The 24,060-nt window shown below is 38.3% G+C and carries 28 protein-coding genes and 1 pseudogene; 12 read left to right on the top strand and 17 right to left on the bottom strand.

Going from position 1 to position 24,060, the window contains the following annotated elements; genetic code table 11:
- Positions 1 to 85: 85 nt before the first annotated feature.
- The 3 genes from KQX66_RS33265 to KQX66_RS33255 form a co-directional block, all read right to left on the bottom strand.
- Positions 86 to 928 (bottom strand): hypothetical protein, encoded by an 843-nt coding sequence (locus KQX66_RS33265; protein ID WP_216797843.1) that lies wholly within the window; start codon positions 926 to 928, stop codon positions 86 to 88.
- A 106-nt stretch (positions 929 to 1,034) separates the two neighbouring features.
- Positions 1,035 to 1,352, bottom strand: a complete 318-nt coding sequence (locus KQX66_RS33260) for a nucleoside triphosphate pyrophosphohydrolase (RefSeq protein WP_216797842.1) — start codon at positions 1,350 to 1,352, stop codon at positions 1,035 to 1,037.
- 51 nt (positions 1,353 to 1,403) lie between these two features.
- The gene (locus KQX66_RS33255; protein ID WP_253957600.1) at positions 1,404 to 2,348 is read right to left on the bottom strand and encodes an HNH endonuclease; all 945 of its coding nucleotides are present in this window, start codon (positions 2,346 to 2,348) and stop codon (positions 1,404 to 1,406) included.
- Between the two features lie 377 nt (positions 2,349 to 2,725).
- Here KQX66_RS33255 and KQX66_RS33250 point away from each other — a divergent pair, with 377 nt between their 5' ends.
- Positions 2,726 to 3,184, top strand: coding sequence for a hypothetical protein (locus KQX66_RS33250; protein WP_216797841.1), 459 nt, complete (start codon positions 2,726 to 2,728; stop codon positions 3,182 to 3,184).
- Positions 3,185 to 3,529: 345 nt separating this feature from the next.
- Here KQX66_RS33250 and KQX66_RS33245 read toward each other — a convergent pair whose 3' ends face one another.
- From KQX66_RS33245 to KQX66_RS33220, 6 genes are all read right to left on the bottom strand, one after another.
- Entirely contained in the window at positions 3,530 to 4,108 is a 579-nt protein-coding gene (locus KQX66_RS33245) for an IS3 family transposase (protein ID WP_284439875.1), read from the bottom strand.
- A gap of 174 nt (positions 4,109 to 4,282) precedes the next feature.
- Positions 4,283 to 4,603, bottom strand: coding sequence for a hypothetical protein (locus KQX66_RS33240; protein ID WP_216797839.1), 321 nt, complete (start codon positions 4,601 to 4,603; stop codon positions 4,283 to 4,285).
- A 285-nt stretch (positions 4,604 to 4,888) separates the two neighbouring features.
- On the bottom strand, positions 4,889 to 5,431 hold the full coding sequence (locus tag KQX66_RS33235) for a hypothetical protein (RefSeq protein WP_216797838.1): 543 nt from the start codon (positions 5,429 to 5,431) through the stop codon (positions 4,889 to 4,891).
- Positions 5,432 to 5,826: 395 nt separating this feature from the next.
- Positions 5,827 to 6,063, bottom strand: a complete 237-nt coding sequence (locus tag KQX66_RS33230; RefSeq protein WP_216797837.1) for a DUF6199 family natural product biosynthesis protein — start codon at positions 6,061 to 6,063, stop codon at positions 5,827 to 5,829.
- A 295-nt stretch (positions 6,064 to 6,358) separates the two neighbouring features.
- The gene (locus tag KQX66_RS33225; RefSeq protein WP_216797836.1) at positions 6,359 to 6,859 is read right to left on the bottom strand and encodes a hypothetical protein; all 501 of its coding nucleotides are present in this window, start codon (positions 6,857 to 6,859) and stop codon (positions 6,359 to 6,361) included.
- A gap of 16 nt (positions 6,860 to 6,875) precedes the next feature.
- Positions 6,876 to 8,159, bottom strand: a complete 1,284-nt coding sequence (locus KQX66_RS33220; protein WP_216797834.1) for a hypothetical protein — start codon at positions 8,157 to 8,159, stop codon at positions 6,876 to 6,878.
- A gap of 697 nt (positions 8,160 to 8,856) precedes the next feature.
- Between KQX66_RS33220 and KQX66_RS33215 the strand changes: the two genes are divergently transcribed.
- The 5 genes from KQX66_RS33215 to KQX66_RS33195 all read left to right on the top strand — a co-directional run bounded on the left by KQX66_RS33215 (position 8,857) and on the right by KQX66_RS33195 (position 12,253).
- Positions 8,857 to 9,129, top strand: a complete 273-nt coding sequence (locus tag KQX66_RS33215) for a hypothetical protein (RefSeq protein WP_216797833.1) — start codon at positions 8,857 to 8,859, stop codon at positions 9,127 to 9,129.
- A 341-nt stretch (positions 9,130 to 9,470) separates the two neighbouring features.
- The gene (locus KQX66_RS33210) at positions 9,471 to 9,812 is read left to right on the top strand and encodes a low molecular weight protein tyrosine phosphatase family protein (RefSeq protein ID WP_253957599.1); all 342 of its coding nucleotides are present in this window, start codon (positions 9,471 to 9,473) and stop codon (positions 9,810 to 9,812) included.
- A gap of 259 nt (positions 9,813 to 10,071) precedes the next feature.
- A complete protein-coding gene (locus KQX66_RS33205) occupies positions 10,072 to 10,317 on the top strand; it encodes a hypothetical protein (RefSeq protein ID WP_216797831.1) in 246 nt (81 codons plus the stop codon).
- Positions 10,318 to 10,379: 62 nt separating this feature from the next.
- Positions 10,380 to 11,099, top strand: a complete 720-nt coding sequence (locus KQX66_RS33200) for a hypothetical protein (protein WP_216797829.1) — start codon at positions 10,380 to 10,382, stop codon at positions 11,097 to 11,099.
- A 584-nt stretch (positions 11,100 to 11,683) separates the two neighbouring features.
- Complete coding sequence (locus KQX66_RS33195) at positions 11,684 to 12,253, top strand: SF0329 family protein (protein ID WP_216797828.1); 570 nt, start codon at positions 11,684 to 11,686, stop codon at positions 12,251 to 12,253.
- Positions 12,254 to 12,324: 71 nt separating this feature from the next.
- Here the strand turns inward: KQX66_RS33195 and KQX66_RS33190 are convergent.
- From KQX66_RS33190 to KQX66_RS33165, 6 genes and pseudogenes are all read right to left on the bottom strand, one after another.
- A pseudogene (locus tag KQX66_RS33190) lies at positions 12,325 to 12,405 on the bottom strand (transposase); the annotation flags it as partial.
- Between the two features lie 948 nt (positions 12,406 to 13,353).
- Positions 13,354 to 13,737 carry a DUF2513 domain-containing protein gene (locus KQX66_RS33185; RefSeq protein ID WP_216797826.1) on the bottom strand — a complete coding sequence of 128 codons (384 nt, stop codon included), beginning with the start codon at positions 13,735 to 13,737 and terminating at the stop codon, positions 13,354 to 13,356.
- Positions 13,738 to 14,190: 453 nt separating this feature from the next.
- A complete protein-coding gene (locus KQX66_RS33180; protein ID WP_216797825.1) occupies positions 14,191 to 14,967 on the bottom strand; it encodes a PdaC/SigV domain-containing protein in 777 nt (258 codons plus the stop codon).
- A 71-nt stretch (positions 14,968 to 15,038) separates the two neighbouring features.
- Complete coding sequence (locus KQX66_RS33175; protein ID WP_216797823.1) at positions 15,039 to 16,394, bottom strand: glycoside hydrolase family 19 protein; 1,356 nt, start codon at positions 16,392 to 16,394, stop codon at positions 15,039 to 15,041.
- A 269-nt stretch (positions 16,395 to 16,663) separates the two neighbouring features.
- Positions 16,664 to 17,119 (bottom strand): 2-thiouracil desulfurase family protein, encoded by a 456-nt coding sequence (locus KQX66_RS33170; RefSeq protein ID WP_216797822.1) that lies wholly within the window; start codon positions 17,117 to 17,119, stop codon positions 16,664 to 16,666.
- Positions 17,120 to 17,147: 28 nt separating this feature from the next.
- A complete protein-coding gene (locus tag KQX66_RS33165; RefSeq protein WP_216797821.1) occupies positions 17,148 to 17,633 on the bottom strand; it encodes an NTF2 fold immunity protein in 486 nt (161 codons plus the stop codon).
- A gap of 168 nt (positions 17,634 to 17,801) precedes the next feature.
- On the opposite strand from KQX66_RS33165, the gene KQX66_RS33160 reads away from it, so the two are divergent.
- Together KQX66_RS33160 and KQX66_RS33155 are read left to right on the top strand one after the other, a co-directional pair.
- Complete coding sequence (locus KQX66_RS33160; protein ID WP_216797820.1) at positions 17,802 to 18,278, top strand: hypothetical protein; 477 nt, start codon at positions 17,802 to 17,804, stop codon at positions 18,276 to 18,278.
- A 394-nt stretch (positions 18,279 to 18,672) separates the two neighbouring features.
- On the top strand, positions 18,673 to 19,887 hold the full coding sequence (locus KQX66_RS33155; RefSeq protein WP_216797816.1) for a macrolide family glycosyltransferase: 1,215 nt from the start codon (positions 18,673 to 18,675) through the stop codon (positions 19,885 to 19,887).
- A gap of 69 nt (positions 19,888 to 19,956) precedes the next feature.
- Here KQX66_RS33155 and KQX66_RS33150 read toward each other — a convergent pair whose 3' ends face one another.
- Positions 19,957 to 20,733, bottom strand: coding sequence for an AraC family transcriptional regulator (locus tag KQX66_RS33150; RefSeq protein WP_216797813.1), 777 nt, complete (start codon positions 20,731 to 20,733; stop codon positions 19,957 to 19,959).
- Positions 20,734 to 20,739: 6 nt separating this feature from the next.
- A complete protein-coding gene (locus KQX66_RS33145) occupies positions 20,740 to 21,336 on the bottom strand; it encodes a LysE family translocator (protein WP_216797812.1) in 597 nt (198 codons plus the stop codon).
- 232 nt (positions 21,337 to 21,568) lie between these two features.
- Between KQX66_RS33145 and KQX66_RS33140 the strand changes: the two genes are divergently transcribed.
- From KQX66_RS33140 to KQX66_RS33125, 4 genes are all read left to right on the top strand, one after another.
- Positions 21,569 to 21,994 carry an NUDIX hydrolase gene (locus KQX66_RS33140; RefSeq protein ID WP_216797856.1) on the top strand — a complete coding sequence of 142 codons (426 nt, stop codon included), beginning with the start codon at positions 21,569 to 21,571 and terminating at the stop codon, positions 21,992 to 21,994.
- A gap of 52 nt (positions 21,995 to 22,046) precedes the next feature.
- Positions 22,047 to 22,619: a hypothetical protein gene (locus KQX66_RS33135; protein WP_216797811.1), complete on the top strand. Its 573-nt coding sequence runs from the start codon at positions 22,047 to 22,049 to the stop codon at positions 22,617 to 22,619.
- Between the two features lie 112 nt (positions 22,620 to 22,731).
- On the top strand, positions 22,732 to 23,193 hold the full coding sequence (locus tag KQX66_RS33130; RefSeq protein WP_306665905.1) for a GNAT family N-acetyltransferase: 462 nt from the start codon (positions 22,732 to 22,734) through the stop codon (positions 23,191 to 23,193).
- A 62-nt stretch (positions 23,194 to 23,255) separates the two neighbouring features.
- Positions 23,256 to 24,044: a class I SAM-dependent methyltransferase gene (locus KQX66_RS33125; RefSeq protein WP_216797809.1), complete on the top strand. Its 789-nt coding sequence runs from the start codon at positions 23,256 to 23,258 to the stop codon at positions 24,042 to 24,044.
- The last annotated feature ends 16 nt before the right edge of the window (positions 24,045 to 24,060 follow it).

Raw genomic sequence — 24,060 nt, 5'->3', positions numbered from 1 at the left:
TGAAATCCGTGTTTCATACTGATTCTAATTCAACGCTTATGACAATCAAATGTTGTTTTAGTCATTGAAATGACTTCAAAATGATTTATTGAATCGATTCCATATCAACAGTAATTTCTACAGCTATTCCCTCGTGAAAATATTCATTGCTTACTGTTGCAATATCTTCTAAAGATCCTATTTTGATAGGTTTTTCTAGTTTACGTTTAATTTCTTCATTATCAGTGTTTATAATAATTCTTGCCTCACTTTGATTTTCGAACCGACTATGCTTAATTGCCAATTCCAATGGGGATTTCTGTCCAAAATCCCACCAACCATTTTCATCATATTTATTAAAATCAATATAAGTAACAGTTGTAATAATTATTTCTTCTTTTTTTAACCCTAATGCCGTCAAGGCATTAACAATCCTTTGTTGAAATTCCTTATAATCATTGATAAATACAACAGCGGGTTTATCTTTTGGATCTAATTGATCTACAATTTGAGGGTCTAAATCATCCATGAAATCTCTAAAATATGATGCTTGTACTACTGTTTTTATTTTATGCTTCCCCTCAACTTCTGGGCACTCAAACATGCTTTGCTTTAATACATAAAAGCAATAACATGGCAATTCCATATTCCGAGACCTCTTTAAATAGACACGATTACCAATGGACATGCGTACCAAATCAGAATATTTACTATACTTCTGGTTTAGTTTAATTAGTTGATCAAGATCAAACGCATTACATGTTGCTATTGTGCCTTCTAATTTATCTCCACGTCCTTCCCCTTTCTCAAAAGCATATTTGACCCAAGAACTTGGAGTACTAAATTTGATTTCACCTTTTTTCAATAAGGTTTCAGCATATTTTTGTGATGTGCAACGAAACACTACACCAAAACTATCAGGTTCTGACCATTCATTTTTTTCTTTCATACTTTGAATCCCCTTTAATTCAAAATGAAATCAGACTTTTATTCTCCAAGATAATCCAACACCATTAACGGAAAAGTGTATCATCTTTCCATGTAGACCTCGCAGGTTACTCAACTTTAACAAGCAATAATCTTTCTCCAAATTCACCTCGCTTCTCTTTCTTCTCCTTCCTTATTCGTTCAAACTCCTCTATACTGATCCCCTTATGCTCCAATATTGCATAAACAACCTCGACCAGATCAGCCAATTCCGGTATTTTCTCATCTTCTCCAGCCTCGATAAATTCATCCAGTTCCTCTTGAAGCATAATATTCAACATCCTCTTGTATTCGGCGTCATCTAAAACTCTAATTTCAGCTTGTTTCCCTGATGATTCAATAATCTGCGGTATCTTATCTCTTACGAGTTTGTTGTAGATAATCATCCTACGTTCTCCTCTCTGACTACCCTTGGCATGAGATCCAAAACTTTCTGACTAGGCCATTGTAATAGCCATTTCAAGCTCTGAAACATGCTTATTCTTTTGTCCCTGGTTCATAAAAATGGCGAGTAACTTTGAATTTCTTTCTTCCAATCTCTGTATCGTTATTTCGCTTGGAATGACATTTGATTTGCTTGAGTTGCATGTTTGGTGAGAATAGACCAAATTCCATAAGTCATCGCTATATAAATACAACCAAGGAATTACATGGTCAATAGCGGGAGTCTCATCAATGATTTTATTCCCACAATGAAAACAAATATGGTCCGGATTTTCCGCAGCAATAAGTTGAAAAAATTTAGTCAACGGTTTGCGTCTGACTTTATCTTCATCAATAATCTTTACCTTCTTGCATATGCGCGGCGAATGATTGAAATTTTCAAGCATTTGCGACCATCTGTAATTGATCGCGTCAAATACGATTAAACTATTCTCTTTCAGTTCTCTCATATTATCAGCAGCTATATATAAGAAATCTGCGTTCCGTTCATAATTGTAAACATCTTCAACCACTTTTCCTTCAACAGTCAAAAAGCGGTAACTTACGTCAACCTTTAAAGCGGTTTTCACTTGCTTTACCGTCTTTTCAAGCTGCATCTTACAAATTACCTCAATGTTAGACCGAAACCATTTAACCGGTTGAGCGCTTTGCGTTACTTTCTGATACTCAGCAATTAACTCCTTCACTAAGGATACGATCTTCGGCGGTTTATTAGGGTTAGGGCTTTGCTTTAAATCAAAAAAGATCGTTTGCTCGAAGTAGTATCTAATCACCTTCTTAGCAATGTCTTCAAGCCCAATTTGCATCGTGCTTCCAATTGGTTGGTGAAAATCATATTCTACAGCAATTTCGGTGATTGCCTTGGCCCATGCTGCTTTATAACTGTTATCAAACGAACAGTTGCGGATAATATAGAGCCATTTCTCAAGGAATGTCATATCTTTCCCTCTATAGTCTTGGTTTTCGAATTGTCTTAATAGTAAAATTATACCACATCTTTCAAAGACAGAAGTCGAAAAAGGTAGAAAAAAACAGAAAATAGAACCCAAACGTCTAAAGAGGGGTTCAAATTTTTAGCACAATGCATGCAATTATCCACCGATAGCATTACTTAGGACACTTTTTTAATGTGTCCTTTTTATTATCCAACCATAGTACTCTACAGATTCTTTCCCTTCTATTTAATATAAAATGCGGATTTTATTGTATGCTTCAGAACTTTAATCACAAATTTTATTTACATGCAATTCATTATATGGTATATTTTGGTTGTCACTTCACTTCAAACTCGCTAAAAAATTTAGGAGGTATCTGAATGAAGTTAAAAAAAATTGTACCAACTCTGATTATCGGTGGTAGTATGGCACTCTTGGCACAATCAGCTTTAGCAGCAACCAGCCCAGCAGTATTCCCTGAGAAACAGCCAGAAGCACAGGTAAAGAGCATTGCTGCATTAGGTAATATGTGGGCTGAGGAACCTGCTCTTCCTCGGGGGGCATCGGTATCAACATGGCCTGAGGGAATATATGAATCAACTTCCCCTCATACGGCGATTCTACGGATTAATCAAAGAGCAACTTATTCAAACGAAGAAGATCCAATAGTTAGGTATAGTGTTCTCAAGGCTAATTACAGTGGCAGTTATCCTTCAGTAACCGTATACGGGCGAGCAAGTGAAGCGCATCGTGTCAATCTTGATGTAGGCACATATTTTGTTATTATTGACAATATCGGAAGATCGACTGCTGACATATACATCACTTTGGGCAACTAGTAGATTCAAATCAAGGCAAAATAGGAATTTACCATTCTCTAGGGAGCGGCAAATTCCTATTTTATTTCAAGAAATGCACTCATCATAATTCGAAATTAATGCATTGTTTTCACCACTAATCCAATGAATTACGAATTTTATTTGCATAAATGAATCTTATAGCCATCCACTTCGTCAATTTTTCTTTTCAAAAACCTCAATCCCTACCAATCATTTTTAGTCGCCCCTAAGATATAGGGGTTCTTTGTGTAGTCATCAACGGTTTCTTTCAATTTGATCTTACCCTGAAAAAGTAGACAAATAGAAAGCCTCAGTTACACCTGTTAGCCTAATAGTTTAGATAGCCTAAGCTAGCCTAAATGGCGGTACATAACCGTTGGAAGAATGAGTTCTCCGTCGATTGTAAAACAACTCGATATACTCGAATACCGCCTTCTTAGCCTCAGCTCGAGTCTTAAAAGAGCGATCGTTGAGCCATTCCATTTTGAGCTTACCCCAAAATGATTCCAATGGCGAATTATCGTAACAATTGCCTTTGCGACTCATGCTGCAGAGGAATCCGTGTTTCTTTAAAAGTTTCTGGTATTCCTTACTGGCATATTGAACGCCTCGATCTGAATGCACGATCAGCCCTTCTGTTGCGCCTGTTCGGCCGATGGCCTGCTGGAGTGCAGAGGAGACTAATTCCGTCTTCATGCGACTATCCATTGCCCAACCCACGAGTCTGCGGCCATAGAGATCCATGACACCGGCAAGGTATAACCAGCCTTCACCCGTCGGTATGTAGGTAATATCGGAGAGCCATTTCTCATTAGGCTTACTCGTTTCAAAGTTTTGATTTATGATGTTATCGGCCACCGGAAGATTATGTTCTTTAAATGCCTTGTCGTATTTTCTACCTTGCCTCATGCGAAATCCCTCCATTATTTATTATAGAGGTTTTCTATGTGTCTATCTATTCCGAGCAAGGTCAGCACAACGTATTATATGACTGACATTATGCCGAATCAGTAGAAGCATGTGTAGTACTCATGAATTTTATGAAACTCCTTGGCTTTTTCCTTCCTCACCCACTATTTTGACGGTGGTGGTGTTATGTCATAAGTTACTTGGATTTTCATAACACCAGTTATTATTGTATGAAGTGTTCACAATTTTTTTCAAATCCTCTAAAGTATAAAACCAATCTTCTTCTATCCATATTTTTGCAGTTGGATATATATTAAGAATTCCATATGCAACTCGCAATAATAAATCTTCATTATCACAAAAGTCATCAGAAGCCATTGCTTTGAAATATTTACTATGAGTATTATCCCACTTAAAACTAACTATCTGATATTCATAGGGCTCATCATATAGGCTAAAACAAAGTTGTCTTGAATAATTTTCTCTGAATGGAATATCACTAATATACATTCGGGAATATTTTAGTGTTCCTTCGTCGTTGAATTTTTCTTCGTCACTATCAAAGAAATGATTTTCCCTTACACAGAGATTTTTAATGTTCGATAGTAGGTCCGTTTACTGCAATACTTTCTCCATGTTTAAATAATAAAAATGTTGATATTCCCATTATTTCAATACGCCTTCTAACTCTTCTGGTGAATTTATAATTTTAACACTTTTACTGTTAAGTTCCTGAATAATTATATTACTTTAGGTCTGGCTGTATCTTCCCTGCTATATTGAGCAATCATGTGGTCACTTAGGTAATAATTTCGGGTCTTTATAACACCAGTCAGGGTCATAAGGTAATGATTTTAATTTTTGCATATCCTCCCAAGTATATATCCAACCATAATCGGTGATCCAGAAAAGATCATTAGGGTTTACTCTTAAATATTCATAAATAAAAATGAAAATGAGCTTCTGTACTCCATAGATATCTTCAATATGTCCTACTTGGCTTAATTCCAACTCAGTGTCTAGTCCTAAATCTTCATGATAATAAAAATCTATGCTGGGACTTTTTTTAGAATGAATATAAAAAAGAAACGAACTATTGCTGCTGGGACTTTTTTTAGAATGAATATAAAAAAGAAACGAACTATTGCTGCTATCATTAAAGGGTCTTTCATTAATATTTAGTGTTGTGTAAGAAAAATGTCCTTTTTCATCATATTGTTGATTATTATGGAAATAAAGAGTAACACCCGCATGAAAAGTTGCAACTATTGAATCTGCTAATAATTTTTCAGGGGAGTATCCTTCCTTTTTCGTTAATATAACTGCTGGTGTCCCCATACTACTTTAATGGCTCCTTCAATTCATCTAGCGATGACGATAATGCTACCTTTTGTTTTTTATCCGCCGCGCTTTCAAGCTCCCATTCTAGCTGTCCAGATAAGGAATAGAATAAATACAGCTCCTATAATGAAAAGTATCCCTGAAAATTTAGTGTTAAAAATAAAGTATAGATTGGGTTTTACGTGTTTGTGCAACATACCTAAGGTATACTTTAATGCAAGTTCCGGCTTTAGTAAACTCAACACTCCCCAAGCTATGATAGGCATTGTGAAGAACGTAAGGACAATTTTGTCAGCCATTTCTAACAGCCTTCCTTAATTTGCATCAAGTCTTTTTTTAGTGGTATGTTGCCCAAAAGGATCAGCAAAGCTTAAAGACGAAGCGAGCACTTCTTAAAATTGCAAATCTATAAAATTTAAATTCATAATGACGACGACCAGTATAACGATCATTACTATTATTAAAAATACTCCCATAACTTTGGTCATAAGCAAATCTGCCTGATTGGGTTCACGTACCTTGCTAGTACGAAATCCATGCTTCCATGCCCACGTTGGATTTAGTACAGCAACAAGCCCATAAGAAAAAGAAGCGCCCAAAAAGATGATTAGAAAAATTATGGTTTCCAAACGAGACCTGCTTTCCGAAGACAAGGCTGACTTTGGTCATCAATATTTCGAGGTCAGAGCTATATTATTGTACTGATAGCATACACATAGAAACTAATCATGATTATTATGAGAAACACTCTTGAAGATATTCCCCAAAGTTATATTTCAGATTAACTTCAGATCTGAAAATAATAAAAAGCCCCCATGCCATCATCAAAAATAGAAAAACCGAAATAACTATTTTGCCACTCATTCTTCTTGCTCCTTATTGGAAAAGGGATTGCTCGGAAGTAGCTAGGGTTTAATTCTAAAGCTACTTCGATGATTTATAATCCCATTTTGACAGATATGATTTTGAAGCATAAGGCCTGAAAAAATCTCTTCTGCTAATCGGGGAAAGGATTTCCCATCCCTTTGAAATAAGAACCAAATTTCCATCTTGTTCGTTATAACGAGGACCTTCTCGTTTCTCTAACACTCCCTTAATGATAAATCTATTTTTTTTATATCCTGCTACACCATTATCATAAATAGTTATGAACTCGCTCAACTCATTCAATGGGTTTATACCTTCAACATACATATAGCCGTTAGTGGAAGGGAACAAATGATTATTGTATCCAAGTATTTTCCAATCCGCTCCCGATACGTCTGAATGCTCACAAATAATTTCAATTTCACCTAAAGGAAGTTCGCCTTTAGGAATGTAATCAAACTCAGCCGATATTGCATGTTTTACTGGTAATTCTTGAATGAAAATAAATGCTATCAAAATTACAGCAATGAATACCAGAATCAATTTTAGCTTTTTCATTAGTCCCCCGAAATTATTATTTGTTGAAAGTTTTCCAATATACGTCAGGAGTCTCAGGGTCAAGTACAGGATAGTACTTGCACCCCGTATTATCTATATTGATGCCTATTCTAATATTCATACTATCCTTTAAATCCCATAGCGTTCCTCTATCCTTGTTTATGAATTCATAAGTTGTTTTACCATCTGTCGCTGCAAGAGCAGAACCACCAGTTTGATTAACCCAACTTTGGGCAAAACTCCTTCCTTCACTAATTTCAGTTCCAGTATTACACGAGTAAAATGTTGTATTAAAAGTAGACGAAAAAGAGCTTGAATTAAAATATGAAATATCCGATATCCCAATACTCAAACTTTCATCTGTACCTAAACCTAGTGATAACTCTCCTTTCACACCATGAGAAAATACACGAAGCATAGATATTTTAACCACACTTCTATTTCTACCATAGTTAAAGTGGTCTATGATCTGTTGTTTACTAGTTGCAAATAGCATAGTTACCGTAACATTTTTAACAATACGAATTTGATTTACAGCATCTCTCATAAGATTCTTATCAGTATCGCTGTATCCAGAATCTGTGATAATCCAAACAATATCTTTTTCATTAGTATACGTTGCAATGTCACGAATTTGTTTAATTGCGGGTTCAATAAACTGCCGGGCTGCATTTATACTTCGATGACTTCCGCTAAGCACAATAGCCTCACTTTCACTTAAGGTACTTAAGCTATCACCTTCTATCTCTTCCGCATACGCATATATCATTTGTCCTTGCGCTTTTGCAAACTCGATCTTCGTCGGACTAGATAAGACCGTAACACGTTTTTCTTTGTTGTTTGTAAAGTTTTGTTTTATAGATTCAACCGAACCAAACTGAATACTATCCAATTGATCCCGTCTCTGTCTTACAACAAGTTCAAACTCTAATACTCCTTTCAAGCCATTAACCTGTTCTTGATAAACGTGAACGTATGCGTGTGTAAATTTGACCTCTCGAATCGTCTTTTCGTGCCTCACGATTTGGACGGTAACGCATCGATAAAAATCATTGTCCGGCCTATACTCGGTAAGGGCCCAGGCATACAGCGTATTGGAGTTGTCCGCATCTTTTTCCATAGGAGGAAGTAGTCGAAGTGGGATCTCACCCCGGATCTGAATCGAGTGCACCGCATTATACGCTTTGGCAAAAAAATCTGACGGGCTTGTATTGATATAGCTATAGCCAGTAATTTGTCCATCGCCAAGTTCAAGCGGCTGACCACCGGATTCTTGTTCTACCCTCAATAATATACTCATACGGCAAATCTCCCTTTTGGCTAACTACTTCTGGCTTTCTATAACCGATTCCTTATTCCTTATCTTAATATATATCGGACACTATCATATTCTATTTAATGTAAATTCTCACACACTTTTGGATATATGGGAATAGCAAATTTTTGAGGAATGATTAGCAGCCGCGACACCATCCCTCTTGATAGGTCGAGACATGTGGAGTGCGTGGTAAGGATATATCGGGAGGATTGAAGTTACTTAACTGAATTTTTTATATGGAGAACTTCCTGAAAAGGAGGTTCTTTTTTTGCATGACTAATACGAACATTAATTCTAAACTGTGCGTTACTCATCTAGGTTTTACGGCTAAGAAGTATTCAGGAATTCGAGTGAAAGGTTAATTTCATATTAAAAAGGAGTGATTTCAAATTGTAAACTGCGGATTTCATGCTACAGTAAAAGGTGAAGAGAGAATTTTAAGAGGAACTGGTGCAGGTTCATTTGAAGCTTCACGCGATGGAATTATTAAGACTATGCGGAAAGAGAAAATATCCTATAATGAGATTAAGATTAGTAAAACAATAACAGAGAAACAAACTGGCAAATGGGTTTAACAAATAATAGTTAGTTTTTTTTCAGGTGCGCGACTTAGGGAATAGTTTTATTGTTTATCTAATTCAATTACATTAAAAAGATAATTTTAAGGGAGATGAAAGTAGTGAATAATAAATGTAATTTAAAATGGGCTGATTTAAGCGATTCAGTTAAAACGATAATAGAACACATTGATATTAATTGTTGTGATGAAGATTTTCAAGTTGGAGCTAAGTTGAATATACCGTATTTTAAAGGGAGACTCACTCAAGAAATGGCAGATGCAATTCTCGAATATCAATTTTCAACTGAAAATTTAAACGAAAATTGTTATTCTGCTGAGCTGCAAGATGGTGTATTGATGATAAAGTTCGTTAAGAGTTTAGAGAGACAATAAAACAACAATTTCAATGTGATATGAGGTGCTAGAATGGATGAATGGACTTCTCGGGTTATTGTAAATAGCATTCCTTATACCATTACTGTAAATCGTATTTATTCCCCATCATATGATGAATTTCTATTCGAAGTTGAGATTAGGGAAAAGTCAGAGGTAGTATATACCTCTTCAATTAACCTTTACTCGAAAAGAGAAGTTGAGGCATGGGTAAGACAGAGATTAAATTGCGAAAGTATAGAGTTTAATTGGGTAGATAGTGAGTAAATTAGAAGTCATCTCGACAATTGATTTTGCTTATATTGCTAGCCGATAAATCAAATATTTCATAAGAAGTATGGATGGTGAAGAAGATTAAGTTACTTTTTGTTTGTAGCAGAAACAAGTGGCGTAGTTTGACAGCAGAAAAGATATTTTATGGAATCAACGGTTATATCGTTAGATCTGCTGGAACAGAAGATAGTGCACGAATTAAAGTTACAAGCGGTCATGTTGGTTGGGCAGATATTATCTTTGTAATGGAGAAGAAGCATGTGCGCAGGTTGAGGGATAAATTTAACGATGAACTCTTGAATAAGAAAATAATCTGTTTAGATATTCCTGATGATTATCAGTATATGGATGAAGATCTTATTGAAATTCTTCAATCTAGAGTGTCGGAGTACATTGATGTTCCTGAGTGAATACAGATGAAATAATACTTTCATAAGGTCAAATTGCAGCTAATTGGTGGTTCAAGTGTGTCATAATCAATCTGAATAGCAAGTTTGAGGAATTTACTTACTTTTTAGATTATACTGAAGAACATGGGGACGAGTGTGACGGTATGGTGCTTTATATAAGCACTAGAGAAGTCAATCATTTTCATGATGTTATAGTTCCAAGATTACATCAACTTTACAGCACCTTGGAGATTGTAAGGTGATTAAGGGGGATATTTTTATGATTGAGGAAGAAGCGCAACAAAAAGAGTATTTGTATTGGAAGCAACATATTGAAACATTCGAGAGCTGTACATCCGAAGAACTATTTGATTACGTAAACACTTCATACGTTAATAAAGAAGTTATTTATCGAATACTAGATGACTATGAAATTCCTTATAAAAGAAACTACTCAAAACTAAAATTATATCAGCATTTTGCACGGCAAAATTACCGAACACAAATTGTTTATGATAATGATTAAAGGCAAAAAGGAATAAAACGAGTCTTTCATTTGGACATGAACACTAAATCGGGGGATGCTTTATGAGTTATTACAAAGAGGCTGCTGAGAGAATTAAGAGTATCGACCCCAATCTATACGTTGGAATTTTAAAAAAAAGATATGAAGAGGTAAGATCTAGAGGAGAATATGAAGCAGATTCTATATTAATCGCTGAATATTATCGCAGAGTCGGAGTTTTTTTACAGTTTTTATCAATCGAAGCCACAAGTATTTATGTGGGAATGGACATGCTGATTGGTTATAAAATGGATGAAAATGAATGGGATAACTTTCCGGTAAAATTTCCAAATTTTAAAGAAATCGATATTATGCTTATGAAATTATTTAGCATCCACTATTTAAGATGGTGTTCTCTGCTTGATAGCGGCAACTTGATTGCATTGCAATTTCCAGACATATATGAACCGATGATCAAAATGTTTGAAAGAGGCGGTGGACAGATTAGCACACATCACCATGAACTTGTTGGCGGATTTGGGGCTTTTTCTCGTTCAATTGATTCAAGAAGAGGCGACAAGAAACCTTTTGACATAAGTGATTATGCTCTTAAACTTATAATGAATGAGGTAGAACACGCAGAAGCGTATCTGGCAGAGCATAAAAGAGGTAGTCAAACAGAATATACTTGTATTCGCTGTAGCAGCAGATTATTGATTCAATCAAACATAACTGAATATGGTTATCAATGGTACAAAATTAAATGTGAATCTGATGATTGTTTTAATAAAAATTTCTCATGATATTTCAAAATGAAATGAATCTTTCATTATAACCAAGAACAAAGTTGCATTTGTGAATGGAAACATTTTTTCCAAATAAGCCACTAATATACACTCGGGAATATTTTAGTGTTCCTTCGTCGTTGAATTTTTCTTCGTCACTACCAGAGAAAAGATTTTCCCTTACACACATTTTTTTATGTTCGATAATAGGTCGTTTACTGTAATAATTTCTCCACGTTTAAATAATAAAAATGTTGAAATTCCCATTATTTCATCCACCAGTACATTCCTTACCAAATAATTGCTCCTGGGTTAAGAACCTAATATTTTTCTAACTCATCATTAAATCGTTTTTGAAACACTAGTAAGATAATATAGTTTTAACCAAAACGCATCTCCCTGTGAAAAATTTTCAATAGCCTGATAAATATTCGTTTCAGTAAGACTGCTAACAATAATTTCGAGAGATGATGCAGGAATATAATTGAGATTTTCTATATTCATATACCACATTAAATTCTTGGGAGTCGTTACTACTACTGTAGATAATAGAACGACTACCTCAATAGGTATTTATAGAACATAGAACATAGGAGGATTACATGGCCTGGAGCAAATTGAAGCAACATCTGGAGAGTTTTCTCTGTCCTGCGTTATATGGAAGGGTCGAATACCGTGCAACCGGCTACCGTTATTTACCTGATAAAGCAGGACTTTGTTATATTGCGGTAGATAAAAAGAACGTATTCAATATGAATGATGTAACTACCTTAATCAGATGGTATCAGACGGAGCTGGAAATTAAGAATGATTCAGATATCCAAATTCCTATCAACAATGAAGAAATTGAAGCGGTCAGAAAAGATACCAAAGGGATCGTTCCGGAGGATCGTCTAAAAGTAATTGCAAGAAGTAGAAAAATATCAGAATATGCAAAGGAGCTTTTGTCAGCACAAACATCATTAAGTAAATCAAATTTTGTCGTTGTAGCTACTAAGTTTTTATCTATTTCTATAGAGGAAAGCTTAGAGAGCAATGATATCTTATTGAATATTCTTGCTTTGGTGGACAGACGAGTTGGAAAAAAGCGAATTTTAAACATGACCGAGAAGATGAAGTTAAAGCATCCAATTGTGCAGTATTTTTATGAACTACGGCTTAGTACGTTATGAAAATAAATAACTCATTCACCTCCAATCGGGAGGTTTTTTCATGCTATCATATACTTACTGACAGATTAGGTGATGAGACCCTCTTGTACGCCGCGGTTTTTGAGGTCGTTTAAGACACTCAGCCAGAACTTCGAGGACTCATTCTCCCCGATCTAGATGCCCCAGCACGTCTTTATTCACGATCAAGGGCTCGAATTCCCCCTGACGATCGCAGAGGAACCTTCCTGAAGAGGAGGTTCTTTTTCATCTTCTTTCTATTTTTAATATACTATTTTGTACATTGTTGGTATTATTATCTTGAATGTAATTATCATTGTTTTATTGCGTGAGGTGAGAAGATGCAAATTGCTAAGCAGAGAATCCTTCTGTTTTTTCTTAAGCTAACCATACTTGGCCCTTTTTGGTATTTTGCATTCTCATTTTTGGATAACGGAAAAGGGGATTGGAACTTTTTTGCACTATATTCATTTGTAGCACTTTTGGTCGGGACTCTCTAAGCTGATGTAAAGAATGAAATTAGTTGGGGATCGAAACGGAATATAATACTTTCACATATCGTTGTATTGAGTGTATTTCCTGTGCTTGGATTTCTTTTTCACTCCGATATTACGTTAAATTTTCTCGTGGGCCTTGTGATTTTGCTTGGAATTGATTTGTATATGTTTGTTGCTGGAATGGTCTTCAAAAAAATTTATGGATAAGAAATCAAAGAAATATCCGCCCTTTAAAAGTTACATTTCATCTGCTATCCCATAACAAAAATGCTGCTTATGGCGTTAAAAATGCTCTTTAAGCCAATTTGAATTCCTTTAGAAAATTCACGGGATTTACATTTGGGACATTCGCTCATGAATAATAACCTCCCATTGAAAACATATACGATATTTTATTGAAATATTAGTTCAACATTATTTTCTTCACATAATTCAGTAATCTTACTTAACCAAGCTGGATGAATAAATTCTGGTTCGACGTTAGGATTTCCCAATTGAATAACTCCACTGAAAAGTTCTATTTTAATAAACTCCGGACATTCCACAATTTCATATGCTCTTACTGAGATTTGCTTTAGAACTACTCTCATATTTCTCCCTATGAATTCATCGTTTTATTTCATTACATTCCAATAAATTCTTTATGCCTTCAGTAAGAAGTTCTTTGATAACATCGATAGGTAAACTCTTAAAATCAACCCCCCTGGATTCGGCTTTTTCTTTTGCGGCTATTAGAACCTTTTCATTTCTAGCAGAATCTAAAAAATCATGTCCTAACCATGTCATACCATTAATATAATATTGTCCACTAGCCAATGTCGGAACGTCATCAATAACAATTAAACCAGCTTCCGCCATGATCCTTAAATGATATTGAACAATCATATCCCCATAACCTTCATCTTCCAAACTTAATGATATCGAACGCGATGTATAATATTCCTCTATAACTTTCAAAATTCTTATTACTAATTCCATATCTCTTTTCATAAAAATACCTCCTACTTATAAAACCGTTATTTGCTCGATTCATTGTTTGCAAATGTCATCAGGAATGCAGCGTAGTTAAAGATACGGTTCTTCTGCTCCCTAGTCAGCGTTTCTCCACAAAATTTATATGGGCTAAAGATGTATGTATTTCCCTATAAACTTACTTTTCAACAACCTTAATTTCATCTAACGAATCAATGAATCTATACTCACTATCGTATAATTTATCAAAGCACTCAATAAGAACATCTTGTTGTCACAGCGCTCACTTCCCATGAAAGAGTCCTTTTCTTATCTGTCGAATCTTGTTTTATCGATTAGTACCCTGAGATCATTAAGATGCCTATAAGTTAAATCTAATTCCTCAGAGAATCGATTAACAAGAGCCATCTTGGTTCCATTGCATAATGGGACCTCCTCATTTCTCCCAGGCTTTCTTGCTTGAATCGTTACTCACTTTTTCGGGAATAATTTCCATAATTCATTGTCGCTCTTTATATTTTCTAGTATATCTTCATATTTTATTTCAAATTCCGCATGATCACCTACGGCATGAGAAACGCCAACGCTAATACCCAGTGCATTCTCTGTGAAGTAACTACATATTTCTGTTTCGTTCGAATCGGCTTTATTAAGCATTGTTAGCCATTCCTTAGTTGTAAAGATATTATGTATATAGTTGTGCTCGGGCATTGTTTCCTTAAACTTTCCACCTATGAATTTCTTAACAAATCCTTCGTCAATAGTGACAAGATCCGCTAGCTTTAGTTTTTTTTCTTTATTAATATCGATATTTGTTGTATAAAAATTATTAGTGGGGTGAGCCGTACCTTTATCGTAGCTTATCCCAGAATATTGGATACTGAGAAAGTGGTCGGTTTTCCATTTGATTTCATACTGGATTTCCATGCTAAACTCTTCGGTTTCCAGTGAATAGTTTTTCAAAAAACCGTAGGCACCATCTGCTATGATTTCATTTATGGCTTTTTGCTTATTACTATCCTTCATATTTATTATTTGAGGATATTCGATCCGGATGCCTTTATCTGCAAAGCTTGCTTTAGTGATTTCATACGCTTTGTCGTTTTTTTCGACTAAATCCCCCATTTGTTGCGTATCTTTCATCGATAACATGTTCTTGGCATTAATGTTAGCGGTATCGCTAATACTGCATGCTGTTAAGAATAAAGCAAAAAGTATAAACAAGGTCGGCAAATTGTTTTTCTTCAACTTATGAATTCCTCCTTTTTGTGTGAATTATGCGTTTGTTTTGTTCTTAATGTAACGATAGTTATTCCCGGCTATTTAATAACTTCCTTACAGAGCTTATAATACTTTTCTCTTTCTTCATGATGGTTCGGTAATCCTGTAGTTTTGTTGAAACCATTTACTTTTTTTGAAATTTCCAACACCGAAGCCCCTTTATCTACAAGAGGGTTTAAGTTTTTATATTTCCCCCAAAAGTATCCGGCAGCTTCCCAAGGGTATTTTTTTTCAACATAAGAAAAACCTTCGTCCACGATTTTGGGATCGTCCATAAAATCTGCGAATTTTTGGTATACATCCCTGCCCGTGATTTGTATATATCCGGAACCTCTGAATTTGGCCCCGTCTCCTTTATTTTTATTTCCGAGCTCTGTGCGGCCGTCATATTTTTTATTGAAATGTTCCTCAGGATCGCTATTTTTAGGAGCTAATTCTCTGGTATACTCCCCCAACCCGGATTCTTGCATGCACTGTGCTATAAAATGTCTTATCCTCTCAGTACTAGTTATATCATATTTTTCTAAAGTATTATTCAGGCCATTTACCATATCATCATTAACATTGTGCCATCCAAGTTCCTCAAGTTGCTTGGCAGTAACATAGGTTTTCTTCGCAGCAGCCTTAGCACCGGAGCTTTGCTCCGGATTTAACAGTGTATTGATTCCCGGTGCATTTATATCTCTAACTAGCCCTATGTTTATCCCTCTGGCTTCCAGGTCTTTAAAAGTAAGATACACCCCTGGCACATAGTAATTAATGTCTATAAAATACGCTCCTGAATCCAGCATACTTTGTGCCCATTGCTGGTCTCCCAAGCTCCCATCGGCTATTATCTTTTCATACCAAGCGATTTGGTTTAGGTCTCTTCTAATTGCAAAATCACTAGGCTTCGGTGCCCTAGACAAGATTGTTACAGGTTTTCCTTTTTCTTTTGTAAAACTAAGCTGCTTCTTTTCTATTGAACCAAACTGAATACAATCGAATTGATCCCGTCTCTGTCTTACGACAAGCTCAAACTCTAATATCCCTTTCAAGCCATTAACCTGTTCTTGATATACGTGAACATATGCGTGTGTAAATTTGACCTCTCGAATCGTCTTCTCGTGTCTCACGATTTGTACGGTAACTGTTCGATAATAATCATTGTCCGGCCTATACTCGGTAAGAGCCCAGGCATACAGCGTATTGGAGTTGTCCGCATCTTGTTCCACAGGGGGAAGCAGTCGAAGTGGAATCTCACCCCGGATCTGAATCGAGTGGTCCGCGTTATAGGCTTTGGCAAAAAAATCTGCCGGGCTTGTGTTAATATAGCTATAGCCAGTAATTTGTCCATCACCAAGCTCAATCGACTGGCCACCGGATTCCCGTTCTATCCTCAACAATATACTCATACTGCATATCTCCCTTTTGGATAACTACTCCTAGCTTTCTATAACCCATTCCTTATCTTAATATATATCGGACACTATCATATTCTATTTAATGTAAATTCTCACACACTTTTGGATATATGGGAACAGCAAATTTTCGAGGAATGAGCAGCAGCCGCGATGCCATCCCTCTTGACGGCTCGAGTCATGTGGAGTGCGGGGTTGATTTTTATACAAAAAAAGGGAAGCCCAGAATCGAATACATTGGGTTCCCTTTTTATCGGAAGTTGTTAAATATCCCTAATAAATTGTTCCTCTGAAATTACTTGTAATCCGTTTCGTTTAAGTAAAGCTGAAGTTACTCCGTTACCAACCACTTTCTGGCCAACAAATTGACCATTGTAAATCATAGAACTACCGCAAGAGGGACTGTTCTCTTTGAGAACGACGATTGTTGCATTTATTTCTTTAGCTTTCTCTAAAGCAGCATACGCTCCCTTAATATAAAACTCCGTGACATCTTTGCCAGACTTCCCAATAACTTTAGCATTTCCATCCAGTACGTCATCTCCATCTCCACCTACTATTTCGGCGGGTTCTCTCGGAGTTGATAAGCCACCAAGCAATTCAGGACAGATCGTTACCGCCTTATTTTCCTCTACTAGTTTATTTATCTTTTCATTTAAACAATGAGTACCGTTATACCTTACTTCCAATCCTGCTAAACAAGAACTCACTAATATCATAAAATCCCCCCCCTCTTTATGACGGCCGTCAAAGAATTCTGTTATCCCACTTCTCATCGCCGAATCTGCGCCCTTTGTAGCTGTCAATCTTCCACTGACCGGCCTTGCGCAGCAATACGAACAAATATTCATCCTGAAAGGCAGTTTCCGTTTTAAAATAAACCTCGGCTCGGTTTTTGTTCTTTAAATCGACACTCGTTTCGACAGGGCTGCCAATACCGTTAAACTTGGCGGGAAACCCGAAGCTGCGTACATTTTTCCCACCGTACACCCTTTTTTTATCCGTACAGTAACGATCAAAAAGGGGCCCCACCCATTTACTCAATTCTTCGTGCCAATCCGTCGGCTTGTTCTCTTTGAACCATGCAAACTGTTCTTCCGCATCGGCAAACTCAGGCATAGCCGCCGTTTCAGCCTCGCTTTGTTCTCGAATACTGTCCTCGTATTCGTTCCATTTAGAACCGTATTCCTGCGCCAACTTAACGAGATATTCTTTTAACTGCTGCTCATTCATTCTACGTTACTCTCCTGTCTATTACGGTCACACTAATATTAACATACAAGTAACCAGGACATACAATGGGAGTGCGCATACACATCTAGTTTTTACAGCTAAGACGCATTATTAAGTTAAATTTTGGTTAAAATACCTGCATAACTATTTATAGGGAGGCATTAAAATATGTCAAGTCAATATCTGCTCAATCGCCATCACCATAACCTGTTGAAGCACCCTCATTTCGGCCATACGATCACCAATGACTCGTATGGTCATCAACTCCATCCGTTGTCCCTTCATGCTCCAGTTGTACATGTTAAGGCTACCATTGTAAAAGTATATCCTGATCGGGAACGAAGAGGAGCGATGCACCAGCATTTTGATGTAAAAATTAATGAGCTCATTAGCATTAAAGGGGCCGCTGCTTCTCTGGTTGATAAGAACTTGGATACTTTTGTCGCTGTCCGCTATGGAGATAATATGGGATTAGCAGAGCCGATAAAGGGCATTACGGAGGGGCAAGAGATTGAATTGCAAGGCGAATACATCGATCATAATCATGCATATCCCACAGAAGACAACAGGGATCAATCTCCTGTTATTCATTTCACCCACAAGCCTGTAGGATTCGTCATATATCAAGGTAAAGAATACCGTTAATGGAAGTGGATAATACCCTGCGAATTCTTCTACGGCTTGCTGAATTTGACGTTGACTATCGACAATGGTTTTTTGCGAGGCTTTCGTTCTATCGCACTCGATCAACATGCCTGGAAATCCCCTCAACGGTAGCTTGAATCCCCTGCGCGGCTTCTTGTATGCTCTTCGCCAACTTTCGCGCTTCGGAAGCTACAACAGAAAGCCGCGCCCTACTCCCCGGCATGGGCCGCTTCGATATGCGAACGGCTCCGCAGCCACTTGTTAACCAAGACGTTACCTCTACTCCGAAGGAAAAATTGACAGAATTTCAACGTCGCTTGAACCTGCGTTCTCCCTCGTCTATAATCGAATGGTGGAGTATTCCATATTTAGTATTATATTGGAGGTGTAATAAGTGGCACGCGTACTGTATGTAACGATTCCAGCAGAAGGTCACGTTAATCCTACCTTAGGATTGGTCAAGCAGTTAGTCGACAACGGTGAAGAAGTCGTCTACATGTGCTCGGAAGAATATCGGGCCAGGCTTGCCCAGACCGGGGCGCAATTCCGGGCCTATCAACTGGATGAACAAGTATTCCGAGAGCTTGGCTTTAATCCGACCGAACTTAAACACCCGCTTCAGTTCACTGATTTTATGCTGCGAGGCATTATTGAACCTCACATTCCGGAAATCTTGAGGCAGATCGAACACGATTCTTTTGACTACTTGATTTTTGATTCCTTGTTCGGTTGGGGAGGGGCTATTTTAGGGGAAAAGCTGGGCATCCCGACGATCTGCTCCGTGACAAATCTGGCTTTCGCTGAACCGCTAAGCAAGATTGTAGAAGTGTTTGATGCCGATGATTTCGATGTGGAAGCTCTTTATGAAAGATTAACAATGACGGCGCAAAGCATCGCTAAGGAATATAACGTAGCTGTACCTGCCATTGAAGATATTACCCGCCAGTATGGTCAGTTAAAGGTTGTATTTACAAGCCGGGATTTTCAACCCGATGCCGATAAGCTTGACGATAGCTATATATTTACCGGACCTTCGATTACACCACGACTTGACGTTCCTTCATTTCCCCCTGAACAGCTTCGATCGCAATATGACCAAGTCGTATACATTTCCATGGGCAGCATTTTGACCAAAGATATGGAGTTTTACAAGCTTTGCTTTGAAGCCTTTCGAGATGTCCAGGCTCAGTTTGTGTTATCTTGCGGGAAAGACACGAATATGGACTCGCTAAGCGACCGTATTCCTTCTAATTTCATCGTTGAGCCGTATGTTCCCCAGTTGGAAGTGCTCCAACAAGCCGATGCTTTTATTACCCATGCCGGGATGAACAGTACAAGTGAAGGTTTATATTACGACGTGCCGCTTGTCATGATTCCATTAAGCTCGGACCAGCCTATTGTTGCGAAACGGGTAGAGGAGCTAGGAGCCGGTATTATTCTAGATCGAAGCCAGCTTACGCCTGCAGCTTTGAAGTCCGCTTTGTTGCAAGTGTTGAACGAATCTGCTTACAAAGAACATGCTCAGCAGATCGGGGATTCCTTACGTAACGCCGGCGGGTATAAAGAAGCCGCAAGCCGTATCATGTCCTTATTTTCCAAAGTAAACTAAATTGTTTATATAAAGAACTTCCTGGTTGAAATGAGGAGGTTCTTTTTTTGTATTCCATCGCATGAACGATCAGCTTATGCCTGACATGTACTCGAATGCCGTTATGCCATACATGCTTTTAAAGTGCCTGTTCATATGAGATAAATCAACAAATCCGCATTCCGTTACCGCGGCGTAAATATCCTTGTTTTTTTCGATGAGCCGCTTGGCATGCTCGACTTTGCAGTTTAAGAAAAATTGATACGGGGAAATGCCTGTATCCGCCTTAAATGCCCGGATGAACTGAAATTTGGACATATCCAACTCTCTGCATATGTCATCAAGCTTTAGCACATGATCCAGACTGAAGTAGATCATTTCCTTCGCTTTTTTCATAAGCACATTGTTTTTTTTGAACACGTAGTTCATTTCCGTTTGGGAAAAGTTGTCCGCAAGAGCCAGAAGCAGCTCGCTGCACAGCGATTCGGCTTTATTGCTGAATATCGCATGAACCAGATTTAAGATGCCTTGCTGAAGCCTGCGATTATAAACAATGGGAGAAGAGAACAACATGACATCCTTTTTTTCCAGCATCTCCAAAAAAAGCTTGGGATGGATATAAACGATGACATAATCAATACCCGTCTTATCCTGCGCCCTTCCGTCATGAACCTGTTCCGGGTTAAAAAGCATCACCCCGTTGCGATAGGAGGACTGGAAGCTCCCATCCAGGTTATACTGCTGAACCCCGCGCAAGGTGACTCCCAGAGCATATTCTTCATGGCTGTGCTTTTTATATTCAAAATCGCTAAAGCTTGCGGATAATGCCGTAACTCCTGCTGTTTTTTTATATACAAATTTGTCCATATCCACTCACCTCTTCACGAGCTCCACGATACCCGATACCTCGATTGCCGAATAAACCAATAATAGCGCTAGTACGATGTTGGTCACCTTTAGATGCTTCTGCAAAAAGCTCTTGAAAACCATACCGAAAATGGCCCACGTGGCTAATGCTAAAAAGGCAACAATGGTAATAATCAGCACGAATATCGACAAGACAAACGGCGATTTATAATAAGGCATAACATAGCTCGGAATGACCGTCATGGTAAACAGCCAGACCTTAGGATTTACAAACTGCATGAGGAATCCGTTCATAAAAGTAGCCGCTTGTTTGGCGGAATCCCCTGCTATATCCATTTTGTACACTTGATACGCAAGATAGAGCATATAAAAGCTGCCTACGACCTGCATAAAAAGCAAAATCTTTGGCATGGCCTCTATCAGCGCACTGTTTAACATCACTGAAGCCGTAAGCAACACACCGAAGACGGCAGTCACTCCCCAAATGTATCGAAAAGCCTCTTTCATCTTAACATGATGCGACATAGACAGTATCGCAATATTCGTAGGCCCGGGTGTGAATGTTACAATAATACAATATATAAGAAAAGATGTAATATTCATGAGAAACCTCCTTAGGCGTGTTCCCATGAATGATACATCTTACATTTCATTAGCGTATAGTATGATATTGCAGATTCATGACTCACCAGAAACAGCGCTCTTCCATTGGGACCTCCAAAACGCCCCGTATCTCAGTCTATGGGAGAATTACATCATTCTGGTGACCACGTTCCCTTGTCAGGAAAATCATGCTAAATTAGCACTATACAATCTTTGGGGAGGACGTGACGCCATGTTTATTGTAAACGTAGAGGGTGCGGTCTGCAGGGATGATAATCAATGGCTTCTCATTACGCGAAGTATGAAGGAAGAACATGCCGGCGGTACTCTATCTCTTGTAGGCGGGAAAGTAGACATCGAAGGAAATACGCTCGACATTCTGGAACGGACGGTAAAACGGGAGCTTTACGAAGAGATCGGCATCGAAATAAAAGATGCGGTTACTTTTGTATACAGTTCTTCCTTTGTGACAGAGGATGGTTCCAACGTGATCAATGCGGTCTTCCTGTGCGAATATGATAGCGGCACAGCGCATCGCAAAAGCCCCGATGAGGTTGAAGCCGTACACTGGATGACCTACGAGGAAATCATGAATCATCCCCAAGCTCCTCCTTGGACAAAAGAAAGCGTAAAAAGAGCGGCGGCGGCCAGGAAATAGCTGACCAGAATTTTGCATTATAAACATGTTGCGCCGAAATGAGGCTGTTGGTATGAGTTTGTATCATTATATCGGATCGAGTAAAGAATTTCCTTTAGGGGAAAGAGGAGGAAGAAAGTCCTCCGCCGATAAGAGTAGCGGTAAATTAACAAAAGCAATTCAATTCCGGTCTGCCCATTTGCCCGAGGGATCCATTCCTCTTGAACAAATCGTCGATCTTTCTCATATCCAAGAAGATGAAATTGAAGTGTATGATTCGATGGAAGATGCTGCGGGAATTTATATTCAAGATTTAGGGGCATGGAGTGAAGAAATACGGGGGCATTTCAAAAATCCTTTTGTGTATCAAATTGCAGCGAATTGGGGAGGTTTTTCTTTACATCCCAACCTGAAAGAAAATTTCCCTGAACAATACAAAGCGCATGTAAAATGTATTCGCGAACTATTTGATCTAATAAAAGAATACGGTTCGGACCACGAAGAATTTGAATTATACACTCGCTGGGACGGTGAGGAAAAGCAAAGAAAAAATGAGCAATTGCACAAAATCATTGATTTAAAGACCTTTCAGCTTGGCGATGAGTTTGAATTGAAAGATAAGCAGTATATATTGATCAAGACCTGATGCGAATTCAAATCTGAATTGAGGTTACAAAATGTCGTTAATGCCATTAAGAATCCCTATGGGCTACGCTATTTGCTTTAATAAAGTATGAGATCAAGGATACGATCGAAGATTGGATGAAAAATCCCGTCGTTTTGTAACCGCGGCGCGGGATTGGTTGAAAAAGAAAGGAGACCATCATATGGAAATACGATATGATACCGAATTACCGACAGAAGACAGTATATACGAACTATACGAGAACCTGGATTGGAATCAATATTTGCAGCTAAACAAAGAACAGCTACTGACCGCCATGAAACAAAGCTGGTACGCCATCTATGCATACCATGACAATCACTTAATTGGTACCGGCAGAATCGTTTCCGATGGGATGATCAATGCTTACTTGTGCGGACTGGGGGTCCACACGGACTATAGAAGCAACGGGATTGGATCCGAAATTTTCCGCTTACTCGTGGAGCATTGTAAAAAAGACAACCTGCATCTGCAATTTTTTTGTGAAGAAGAGCTGGTGCCGTACTATGAAAATAGGAACTTTAAAGTTTTTGCCGTTGGAATGACGGGTGCTTAAGCTGCCGCGCCTCCAACTCCATCTGTTAAAAACAGGTTCACACTCGAATTCGGAGGTGCTTTATGAACGAAAGCTTAGTAGACCCTAGAAACCACCCGGACTGGTTGCGTCCTCATTCTATCGAATGGTATGCGCAGCTCGGAAAATTACAAGGGCAGTATTCGTTTTCGTGGCACTCCACAATCACCGCGCCTAATGCCGAAGCCCTATTTGCTGAAGAAGTAGCGCGAGCGGTTCGGGGCAAGAAAGTATTGGACATCGGATGCGGACACGGGGAATTTACGATCCAATGGAGTCCCATCGTTAAACATATTACTGGTCTGGATATTACGAACGACTTCATCAAAACAGGGAATAAAGCGAATCTATCCAACGTGATTTTCATTACGGGAAATACGAAACACAGACTCCCTTTCGAGTCGGATGAATTTGATGCTGCGTATAATCGCAGAGGGCCGACCTCTTCTTATCTGGACGTTGGCAGAGTGGTGAAAAAAGGAGGAAAGATCCTCGGATTGCATCCGGGGGACGGTATAGCGGCGGAACTCTCGGAATGGTTCCCGAACTTGTTCGAGCCGATTTCGGCAGGGACTCCCGTTCTGGATAATCTCAAACATCGCCTTGAACAAGGCGGTCTGGGACATGCCGAGATTGAAACGATGAGAAGTGTGGAATACTTCCATGAGCCTGTTGATGTGATCCGGATGCTCTGCTTCGGTCAGGCACCCTCCATTTACGAATGGGTAGTGGAGAAATGCCTCACCGAAGTTACGCGAATATTCGAAATAAACGCCGTAAACGAGGGCTTACCCGTCACGTTTGAACGCTATCTGGTGCAGGTCACAGTTTAAACTTGCACTTTCGTCG

This window comes from Paenibacillus oleatilyticus (assembly GCF_018998565.1).
Classification (GTDB): Bacteria; Bacillota; Bacilli; order Paenibacillales; family NBRC-103111; genus Paenibacillus_G; species Paenibacillus_G oleatilyticus.
Note: the sequence above shows the minus strand (reverse complement) of the source record. Positions and strands in the feature narration are given on the sequence as shown.